This is a genomic window from Micrococcus sp. iso_26 (assembly GCF_056172975.1).
In genome coordinates this window covers 2,539,173-2,549,298 of the sequence record NZ_CM149652.1, presented here as the reverse complement: position 1 = coordinate 2,549,298, position 10,126 = coordinate 2,539,173, and the positions used below count along the sequence as shown (strand labels likewise).

Annotated in this window: 10 protein-coding genes; 8 read left to right on the top strand and 2 right to left on the bottom strand. The window is 70.0% G+C overall.

Annotated elements, in window-relative coordinates:
* Positions 1-342 precede the first annotated feature (342 nt).
* From rpmH to AC0VX0_RS11810, 8 genes are all read left to right on the top strand, one after another.
* The gene (rpmH, locus tag AC0VX0_RS11845) at positions 343-480 is read left to right on the top strand and encodes a 50S ribosomal protein L34 (protein WP_002856443.1); all 138 of its coding nucleotides are present in this window, start codon (positions 343-345) and stop codon (positions 478-480) included.
* 28 nt (positions 481-508) lie between these two features.
* A complete protein-coding gene (gene rnpA, locus AC0VX0_RS11840; protein WP_002856442.1) occupies positions 509-907 on the top strand; it encodes a ribonuclease P protein component in 399 nt (132 codons plus the stop codon).
* Positions 908-1,276, top strand: coding sequence for a membrane protein insertion efficiency factor YidD (gene yidD, locus AC0VX0_RS11835; RefSeq protein ID WP_475451718.1), 369 nt, complete (start codon positions 908-910; stop codon positions 1,274-1,276).
* Positions 1,277-1,281: 5 nt separating this feature from the next.
* On the top strand, positions 1,282-2,280 hold the full coding sequence (yidC, locus tag AC0VX0_RS11830) for a membrane protein insertase YidC (protein WP_119217656.1): 999 nt from the start codon (positions 1,282-1,284) through the stop codon (positions 2,278-2,280).
* Between the two features lie 2 nt (positions 2,281-2,282).
* A complete protein-coding gene (locus AC0VX0_RS11825; RefSeq protein WP_049145024.1) occupies positions 2,283-2,867 on the top strand; it encodes a Jag family protein in 585 nt (194 codons plus the stop codon).
* Entirely contained in the window at positions 2,860-3,585 is a 726-nt protein-coding gene (gene rsmG / locus AC0VX0_RS11820; RefSeq protein ID WP_357012966.1) for a 16S rRNA (guanine(527)-N(7))-methyltransferase RsmG, read from the top strand. Before AC0VX0_RS11825 ends, rsmG begins: the two co-directional genes overlap by 8 nt.
* 74 nt (positions 3,586-3,659) lie before the next feature.
* Positions 3,660-4,604, top strand: coding sequence for a ParA family protein (locus AC0VX0_RS11815; RefSeq protein ID WP_049145027.1), 945 nt, complete (start codon positions 3,660-3,662; stop codon positions 4,602-4,604).
* Between the two features lie 2,519 nt (positions 4,605-7,123).
* Positions 7,124-8,497, top strand: a complete 1,374-nt coding sequence (locus tag AC0VX0_RS11810) for a ParB/RepB/Spo0J family partition protein (RefSeq protein WP_078025341.1) — start codon at positions 7,124-7,126, stop codon at positions 8,495-8,497.
* A 117-nt stretch (positions 8,498-8,614) separates the two neighbouring features.
* Here the strand turns inward: AC0VX0_RS11810 and trxA are convergent, their stop codons facing one another.
* Together trxA and trxB are read right to left on the bottom strand one after the other, a co-directional pair.
* Positions 8,615-9,004 (bottom strand): thioredoxin, encoded by a 390-nt coding sequence (gene trxA / locus AC0VX0_RS11805; RefSeq protein WP_323662986.1) that lies wholly within the window; start codon positions 9,002-9,004, stop codon positions 8,615-8,617.
* Positions 9,005-9,035: 31 nt separating this feature from the next.
* A complete protein-coding gene (gene trxB / locus AC0VX0_RS11800) occupies positions 9,036-10,037 on the bottom strand; it encodes a thioredoxin-disulfide reductase (protein ID WP_061867465.1) in 1,002 nt (333 codons plus the stop codon).
* Positions 10,038-10,126: the final 89 nt, after the last annotated feature.

Below are 10,126 nucleotides of genomic sequence, written 5' to 3'. Positions count from 1 at the left end.
GGAGGCTTCCTTTCCTGGGACAGACGTCCCCGAGGACGGGGGCGGCTGCGCGAGACGGACGACGGTGCTCGGAGTCTAACGGTTGTCCACAGGGTTGTGCACAGACGGTGGACAACCCCTATCATCCTGTGGACGACCGTCCCGGGCGCCCACGGGCGTCCGGGATCCGCGCGCACCCGTTTGACCCCTGCGTACCCCGGCCACTAGAGTTGTCTGGTCCCCCGGGTGTCGGTTGATCGTGCCCGCCGGGGATTTCATGTCAGAGCCTCACCGGTCCTTCCCCCTGGTCCACCTGCTCAGGTCGACGGTCGAAGGCACACAACACGTCGTGGAGAGATCACAGTGACCAAGCGCACGTTCCAGCCCAACAACCGCCGTCGTGCCCGCAAGCACGGCTTCCGTGCCCGCATGCGCACCCGCGCCGGCCGCGCCATCCTGTCCGCTCGCCGCGGCAAGAACCGCGCCGAGCTGTCCGCCTGAGGACCTCGGTCCAGGGACGGCGCGCCCCGTGCTGCCCCGTGACCGTCGCGTCCGCACGCCCGCGGAGTTCCGTCACCTCGGTCGCACCGGCACCCGCGCGGGTCGGCGCACCGTCGTGGTGAGCGTCGCCACGGACCCCGATCAGACCCGGTCCACGTCGCCGAGCGCCCCTCGGCCGCGGGCCGGGTTCGTCGTGTCCAAGGCCGTGGGGAACGCGGTGACCCGCAACCGGGTGAAGCGGCGGCTGCGCGCCGTCGTCGCGGATCAGATGCGCCTGCCCCCGCTGCGCGACCTGCCGGTTCTGGTGCAGGTCCGCGCGCTGCCGGCCGCCGCCGAGGCGGACTACGCGCTGCTGCGCCGCGAGACCGTCGGCGCGCTCGGCAAGGCCCTGAAGCCGCACCTGCCCGCCGCCTCGGAGCACGCGTAGATGACCGTCACGCCCTCGCCCTTCGTCGTGCTCGAGCCCTCCCGTGAGTGGGGGCCGCTGCGCGCGCTGCCGTCCGCCCTGCTGGCGGGCCTGCTCACGGTCTATCGGGCCGTGGTCTCCCCGCTGTACGGACCCGTGTGCCGGTTCTTCCCCAGCTGCTCCGCCTACGGGCTGGAGGCCGTGCACGTGCACGGCGCGGTGAAGGGGTCGTGGCTCGCCGCGCGGCGCATCGGCCGGTGCCATCCCTGGAACGACGGCGGCGTGGACCCGGTCCCGCCCGGGCACCGACGCTGGCCGTCGGGCCGGCAGCCGCGCATCCTCGCCCTGAACCACCCTCCCATCCCACCTGATCTCCCGCAGGAGGATTGACCCCCATGTTCGAAGCCATCCTCTCCCCGTTCCGCTGGCTGATGTCCTGGCTGCTCGGGGCGTTCCACAGCATCCTGGAGTTCGCGGGCCTGCCCGTGGACTCCGGCTGGACGTGGGCCCTGTCCATCCTCCTGCTGGTGGTGCTCATCCGCACCCTGCTGATCCCGCTGTTCGTCAAGCAGATCAAGGCGCAGCGCGCCATGCAGGCCATCCAGCCCGAGCTGCAGAAGCTGCAGGCCAAGTACAAGGGCAAGAAGGACCAGCTCTCCCGCCAGGCCATGGCCATGGAGCAGCAGGCGCTCATGAAGGAGCACAAGGCGAACCCGTTCGCCGCCTGCCTGCCGCTGCTGATCCAGATGCCGTTCTTCTTCGCGCTGTACCAGGTGCTGATCGGCGCCCGCGGCGCGGCCGAGCGCGGCGAGGCCATGGACGCCCTGTCCGCGGACCAGATCCGCTCCTTCGAGGGCTCCACGATCTTCGGCGCCCGCATGTCGGACACCTTCATGAACTCGCTCGGCGCGCCGGGCAGCACGCCCGTGATCGTCACGGCGATCGTGCTGATCCTGCTGATGTCGGGCTCGATGTTCTTCATGCAGAAGATGCTCATGACGAAGAACATGACGCAGCAGGCCCTCTCCGGCCCGATGATGCAGACGCAGCAGATCATGCTCTACGCCATGCCCCTGATCTTCGGCATCGGCGGCATCAACTTCCCCATCGGCGTGCTCCTGTACTGGACCTACTCCAACTTCTGGGCCGTCGGCCAGCAGTGGTGGATCATCCGCAACAACCCGACCCCGGGCTCCCTCGCCGAGAAGGAGCTCAACGAGCGCCGCGCCGCCAAGGGCCTGCCCCCCGTGGGCCAGAAGGTGTCGAACGCCGAGGCCACGCCCTCGTCCGCGCACACCCAGGCGGGCCGCGGCGGTGCCGTGCTGAACGGTGAGGTCGTCCGCCAGTCGGGTCAGCGCGTCCAGCCCCAGCGCAAGAACCGCAGGAGGAAGTGAGCATGTCCGCCGAGAACGTGACCCCGGCCCCCGAGGCCGAGGACGCCGTCGTCGAGACCCCCGCGGGCCAGGGCTCCCGCGTCGCGGAGCAGGACGATGCCGCCGTCTCGGAGGCGGTGCGCCGCCTCGAGGAGGAGGGCGACGTCGCCGCGGACTACGTCGAGGAGCTGCTCGACATCGCGGACCTGGACGGGGACATCGACATCGAGGTCCGCGACGGGCGCACGTACGTGTCCGTCGTCTCCGAGGACCACGACGAGCGCCTGGACGGCCTCGTCGGTCCCGACGGCCGCACCCTGGAGGCCCTGCAGGAGCTCGTCCGGCTGGCCGTGCTCGCCGCCACGGGGCACCGCTCCCGGCTGATCCTGGACGTCTGCGGGCACCGGGAGCGCCGCAACGTCGCCCTGCGCACCGCCGCCCAGGCGGCCGTCGAGCGCGTCCGCGCCGGCGAGGGTCCCGTGCACCTCGAGCCCATGGGCGCGTACGAGCGCAAGATCGTCCACGACGTCGTCGCGGACGCCGGCCTGACCTCGGAGTCGGAGGGCGAGGGCGCCCGCCGGCACGTGGTCATCTCCGCCGATGACTGAGCGGGGCTCGGCCTACGAGCGGCGCCCCGGGCTGGATCCGCAGGACCGGGGCGACCGCCCCGCGCCCGTGGGGCAGCCGGCGCCGCCGCTGACCGACGCGCTGCGGCCGGCCGCCGTCGAGCTGTTCGGCGAGGCCCTCCCCCGGGCCGAGGCATACGTGGCCCACCTGGCGGACACCGGCATCGAGTGGGGCCTGATCGGCCCGCGCGAGGCACCCCGTCTCTGGGAGCGCCACGTCCTGAACTGCGCCGTGGTCGAGGAGCTCCTCCCGCAGGGCGCGCTCGTGGCCGACGTCGGCTCCGGCGCGGGCCTGCCCGGCCTGTGCCTCGCGCTCGCGCGCCCCGACTGCCAGTTCCTGCTCATCGAGCCGCTCGAGCGGCGCGTGGAGTGGCTGGACATGATGGTCGCCGACCTCGGCCTGGAGAACGTGGACGTGATCCGCGGCCGCGCCGAGCAGGTCTCCGGGAACCTCGACGTCGACGTCGTGACCGCCCGCGCCGTGTCCGCGCTGAAGACCCTCGTGCCGCTGACCATGCCGATGCTGCAGGGCGCCGGGGAGCTGCTGGCCATCAAGGGCCGCTCCGCGGCCGACGAGATCGCCGCCGCCCGCAAGGTCCTGCGCAAGTATGGTGGTGCCGAGCCCGAGATCCTCACGGTGGGCGAGGGCCTGCTGCCCGAGACCACCACCGTCGTGCGCGTCAGCGCGCGTCCCCGCTGACCCCTCCCCCACCGGGACGGGACGGGCCGGGCGGCAGCAGATCCGCACACCCGCGACCCAGGAGGTAGAGCCGCATGGCGCAGGAGCAGGAGAGCCGGGGTGGGGCCTGGAGGGCCCTGCGCCAGAAGTGGACCGGCCGGACCGCCGAGAAGGGCGGCGCCGACGCCGAGGAGCCCGCGCGGCTCCAGCGGCGCCGTCTGACGCGCCCCGACCGCACCCGCGTGTTCACGACGTCCAACCAGAAGGGCGGCGTCGGCAAGACGACGACGACGGTCAACCTGGCCGCGGCCCTCGCCCGCGCGGGCATGCGGGTGATGGTGGTCGACATCGACCCGCAGGGCAATGCGTCCACCGCGCTGAACATCCCCCACACCGGAGACGTGGCCTCCGTGTACGACGTGCTCCTGGGCGAGATGGAGATCCAGGACGTCGTGCAGGACGCCCCGGACGTGGACGGCCTGCAGGTGGTGCCCGCGACGATCGACCTGGCCGGTGCCGAGATCGAGCTGGTCTCGCTGGTGGCCCGCGAACAGCGACTGTCGCGGGCGCTCGAGGCGTACACCGCCTGGCGCGAGGAGGACGGCCAGGAGCGGCTGGACTACGTGTTCATCGACTGCCCGCCGTCCCTGGGCCTGCTGACGGTCAACGCGTTCGTGGCGGCCGAGGAGGTGCTCATCCCGATCCAGGCCGAGTACTACGCCCTCGAGGGCCTCTCCCAGCTGCTCAAGAACGTGCAGATGATCCAGAAGCACCTGAACCCGCGTCTCCAGGTGAGCACCATCCTGCTGACGATGTTCGACGCGCGGACCAACCTCGCCGTGCAGGTGGCGGAGGAGGTCCGGACGCACTTCCCGGAGCAGCTGCTGAACACCGCGATCCCCCGCAACGTCCGCATCTCCGAGGCACCCAGCTATCAGCAGACGGTGCTGACCTACGACCCGGCCTCGGCGGGCGCCGTGGCGTATCGGGAGGCGGCCGCGGAGATCGCCGGCCGCGGTGCCCCGGCCGTGAAGGGCTGACGCCCAGGCGGTCCGCTGCGGTGATCGCCGGGTGGTGCCGCTGACGACGACGTAAGCCCGCCGGAGGGAGCAGTCCCCCGGCGGGCTTCGTCGTGAGTGAGTTGCGGCCCGACAGATGAGGGGTGGGAAGACAAGCGGAAACGCTGGGCATATCGGAAGTTCGTGTTTCACGTGAAACGACCTTCTCTGAGGGTGCGAGCGTGGTGCCGCCGCGGCGGGACGATGGGGAGGGGTGCCCGTGGTGGACCGCTCCCATCTGTCCCGCTCCCCTCTCTTCCGCTGGGCCGGCGCCTCCGCCGCCGGCCAGGCGCACCTGTCGCGAGGCCTGGGTGCAGCCGCGGGCGGCGACGCACGAACTCACGGGGTGAACGGCATGGCGGCGGGGCGGAGACGGCGGCTGTGTGGGGGCCGGCGGTGCACGCTGCGTTGAAGTGCTCCGCGAGGGCTGCGCGACGCGTGGGGAACGTCCTGGCCGCCGGGCGCGGCCGTGCAGGGTATAATCCGTCCCTCCTCCTTCACCCGGGTGCGCTGCAGCCTCGAGGATGCAGCCAGCGAGCAGGCCGGGTGCTGTGACTGGGTGCCCCCTCTCCCCCACGGTCAGACCTCCTCGCCGTCGGTGACGTGCAGGGAATCGGGGCCAGAGCGGAGCACGGGCCGTGGTGTCGCCGCGAGGCACGCGGCCGGTCTGCCGTCAGCGTGTGCGAGAGCAGACGTCAGCGGCGATGGTGGGCTGCTGTGATTCGTCTGAGTTGGAGGGGCCGAACGGCGGCGCCAGAAGGACAGTTCTACTGTGCATTCCTGTGTACGGAGTAGGAGAGAGTCCGGCGAAGAGGGGCGGCCGCACGCCCCCAATGTATACAAAGACAAGCATGTGAGCTGGCACTTTGCGGAGTCAGCAGTGGTTAGCGGCTATCGTCGATGTTGATATGTGGACAAGATCTGTGGACAAGGGGACGCCGTGGGTAGGTGGCCGTGGGTGCCACCATGGCGCTGGTTGGTCTGGCGAATCCCCAGCGCGGCCCGACGGCTAGGTACGGGGTCGGCAGGGGAATGCTGAGTCAGCCTGGGTCCCCTCCCCCGGGAAACCCGCATCAGCTCAGTGCGGGACGCTCAGGCCACACGGTTCTGACCCCTGCAACGACGTGGAAGCAGGACGTCGATCACTCAGGTGGTGGCCGGGGGTTTCACGTAAAACACGATGCTCGCGCGTAGATCTAGCGTCGATCCCCGGAGGGAGCCGCGTGCGGACGGACGGGTGAAGACCCGGTTCCACACGAGTCGGACGTGAAACTTAATGGGCAAAATGGGCAGACGGGAGGAATGGGCCCGGTCTGTCGGGCGGAACGGCCTGCCATATGTCTGTACGGCCGCTGCTGACGGCAGCGACTACATCGAACAGTACGGTCAACGGCACAAGTCGGTGCAAGCTGCGCGACATGGGACCCGCGACCCGGCGTTCGTGCCCAGTACGCCGCCACGTTTCACGTGAAACCGAACGACCGACGTCCGGCGCTCGACGCGCCCGGGTCACGACGTCAGCAGCGCGAGGAGTCTGAACCTCGAACGCATCTCACGCCTCCTATGGACGCCAGTATCTGAATGCAACCCGCTCGTGGGCGGACTTCCGTGGCACGAGTGCATGGTCGAATCTTCGAACGATACGTTTCACGTGAAATGAGCTTCGGGTGAAAGCGCCGTGCCGCGAGGTCACAATCCCAGGCGATCCAGGGAGCACACGATCCGTGCCGGGAGCGAGCTGACCGAGAATGGCGCAGTAATGTGGCACTGACTCGCGGGTGAGCGAGCACGTGGGTTACCCGAACTCATGTCGTACTTGGATGACAGACTCGTCCGTGTTTCACGTGAAACGCGGATGGTGAGGCAGCGTTCAATTCGTGAGCTGCGCGGGTGTAAGGAAGCACTGACGGCGAAGCGACGAGTAGGCCGAGCTCATCCGTTCGGCGATTCGAGTGTTCACATCACACCGCGGGGAAGTGGCACGAGTGCTTCGCTGCTGGTCCGCCATTGCGCGTCCGATGAAGCACATACATCATGCGGGTAGCCAGCGATCTGAGTACCGTCCGCACGGAGGGCTGATCGGCCGGGGAGAACACGAACAACAAACTGACAGCCGTGATTCTGATACCGTCCGCTCGTCGACGCGGGCTCGCGTTTCATGTGAAACGAGTGAACTTCGAGAGGGAACACGAGGAGGTCTTGAGGATTGCAGCGGCACCCTTCCGAAGCGCCCCCACTATGAGTGTTCCACGTGAAACACTCACGCTCGCGGCAGGTGCTGTCCGCGCGCCCACATCCTGCCGTCCGGGCCCAATACGGACGTCTCACCCCAGAACCGAGGCCCGAACCTCGCCGCGCCCCTTGCACGTGTCAGGCCCTCGCGCGCCCCCCGGCGGTCAGGGCCAGAGCACCTTGAGAAGTGTCTTCCCGCCGCCCGGGACCATCGAGACCAGGCCGCTCACCTACACTGATCCCAGACCCACTCACTGCAGGAGGACCCGTTGAAGACGAGCCGTCGAGGAGGCCTGGGGCGAGGCCTCGGCGCCCTGATCCAGAGCACTGTAGAAGCCCCGGAAGAGAACGCCGAGGCCACCTCCCCGAAGGACTCTGCGGTGCCGGTGAAGAGCGGCCCGAAGGCTGCCGCGGCAGCGGAGGCCACCACGACATCGACGCGGAGCACCGCGACGACCGAGACGCCAGGGGGGTCCAACGAGCCCGCCCCGTCGGCCTCGCAGCGGAAGACCGCGGGCCGAACGACACAGGCCGGGAAATCAACGGCTGCGACTGGCAGGAACGCCACGTCCGCCACGAAGGCAGGGCCCACCTCGTCGAAGCGTGCCTCGCGACCCGCGCAGCGTCCCGTCGACGTGTTCTTCTCCGCAGAGTCCGAGGATGCACCCGCGGCGCGGCCGACCAAGGGGCGTCCGGCCATGCCGACGGTGAAGGCGCCCAGCAAGCGTGCCACCTCCGCGACGTCGTCGAGGAAGGAACCGGGGGACTCGAGCGTTGAGTCCGCCGCGACCGAGGGGACCGTGTCCGCGGACATCGCGGTCCTGCGGGAGATCCCGGTGGGGGACATCCACCCCAACCCGCGGCAGCCGCGTGAGGTGTTCGACGAGGACCACATGGCGGAACTGGTCACCTCGATCCGCGAGGTCGGCATCCTGCAGCCGATCGTCGTGCGCGAGGTGGACGGCCCCACCCCCCATGAGCTGATCATGGGAGAGCGCCGGTGGCGCGCCACCCAGAAGGCCGGCCTGGACACCATCCCGGCGATCGTCCGCCAGACCCCGGACCAGGACCTCCTGCGGGATGCTCTGCTGGAGAACCTGCACCGCTCCCAGCTGAACCCGCTCGAAGAGGCCGCCGCCTACCAGCAGCTCATGGAGGACTTCGCCTGCACGCAGGAGGAACTGTCCCAGCGCATCGGCCGCTCTCGTCCGCAGATCTCCAACACGCTGCGGCTGCTCAAGCTGCCGCCCCTCGTGCAGCGCCGCGTGGCCGCCGGCACGCTCTCGGCCGGCCATGCGCGTGCGCTGCTCGGTCTCACGGACCCGTCGGACATGGAGCGTCTGGCGCAGCGGATCCAGTCGGAGGGCTTGTCCGTCCGGTCCACGGAGGAGGCGGTCGCGCAGCTGCAGGGCGGGCTCCGGCCGGGCCGCACGCCGCGGCGCAGCACGGACGACGCCCGCCACGAGCGCCTGGACCACTACGCCACCGCGCTCACCAGCCGCCTGGACACCGCCGTGAAGATCACCCTCGGCGCGCGCAAGGGCCGCATCGCCATCGACTTCACCACCGTGGAGGACCTGAACCGCATCATGGACCTCATCCAGGGCGGTCAGGACGGCAAGGGGAAGGGCAAGAAGTCCTGATCCGGAGTTCCCGCGGACGGCGTCCACGGGCACCCGCCGCTGGTCCTGAAGATCAACGCACGACGGCCCCGTCACCCTCTGGGGTGACGGGGCCGTCGTGGTGAGTGGGGGAGGGGCTCAGCCGAGCAGGGCCGAGAACTCCTTCTCCAGCGCGGCCTTGGGCTTGGCGCCCACGGACTCGGCGACCTTCTCGCCGTTCTGGAAGCCCACGACGAGCGGGATGGAGGTGACGCCGTAACGCGCGGCGATGGCCGGGTTCTCGTCCACGTTGAGCTTGGCGATCACGGCCTTGCCCTCGTGCTCCACGGCCATGTCCTCCAGGACGGGTCCGAGCATGCGGCACGGGCCGCACCACTCGGCCCAGAAGTCCACGAGGACGGGCAGCTCGGACTGGAGGACCTTCTGGTCGAAGTCGGCGTCGGTGACGGTGATGGTGCTCATGGCAGCCTCCTGGGGTTTGTTCTGTGTCTGACGAGGGTGGACAGGGGTGTTATCGACATGATTCATGACGCTCCGTCAGGGGTCATGAGTCAGTGGCTCATGCCGGGTTCGCGTCCGACTCCGGGCCGGCCGGCGCGGCCTCCTCCACATCGGCCACGGTCGCGAGGTAGTGCTCCACGTCCTGGGCGGCCACGCAGCCCGAGCCGGCGGCGGTGACGGCCTGGCGGTAGGTGTGGTCCGTGACGTCGCCGGCGGCGAAGACGCCCGGCTGGGAGGTCCGGGAGGACGGATGGTCGATGCGGATCGTGCCGTGCTCCGTGAGCTCCACCTGGCCCTGCACCAGGTCCGTGCGCGGGTCCTGGCCGATGGCCACGAACAGGCCGGTCACGTCCAGCGTGGACGCCTCGCCGGTGCGGGTGTCCCGCAGGCGGAGGGTGTTGACCTTGTCGTCACCGGTCACCTCCGTGACCTCGGTGTTCCAGCGGAACTCGATCTTCTCGTTCTCCATGGCGCGGTGGGCCATCACCTTGGAGGCGCGCAGCTCGTCCTTGCGGACCAGCACGGTCACCTTGGACGCGAACTTCGTGAGGAACAGGGCCTCCTCCATGGCGGAGTCGCCGCCGCCCACGACCGCGATCTCCTGCTCGCGGAAGAAGAAGCCGTCGCACGTGGCGCACCAGCTGACGCCGTGGCCGGAGAGGCGCTCCTCGCCGGGAACGCCGAGCTTCCGGTAGGCGGAGCCGGTCGTGAGGATGACCGCGTGGGTGCGCAGCTGGGTGCCGTCGCCGAGCGTGAGCACCTTGGGGTTCGACGTCAGGTCGGCCTGCACGACGTCGTCGTAGACCACCTCCGTGTCGAACCGGCGGGCCTGGGCCTCGAGGTTCGCCATCAGCTCGGGCCCCTGCACACCCTCCGGGAAGCCCGGGAAGTTCTCCACCTCGGTGGTGTTCATCAGCTCGCCGCCCGCGGTCACCGCCCCGGCCACCAGGACCGGGGAGAGGTCGGCGCGGGCGGTGTAGATCGCCGCGGTGTATCCGGCGGGGCCGGATCCGACGATCACGACGTTGTGGACGCTCGGGTCCTGGGCGGTGGGGGCCACGGGTTCCTCCAGGGGATCGGGGTGGTGGACGCTCCTCCAGGACAACGGCGGAGCCACGGGCGGGTATTCCGCGGTGTCGGGCCGCGGTG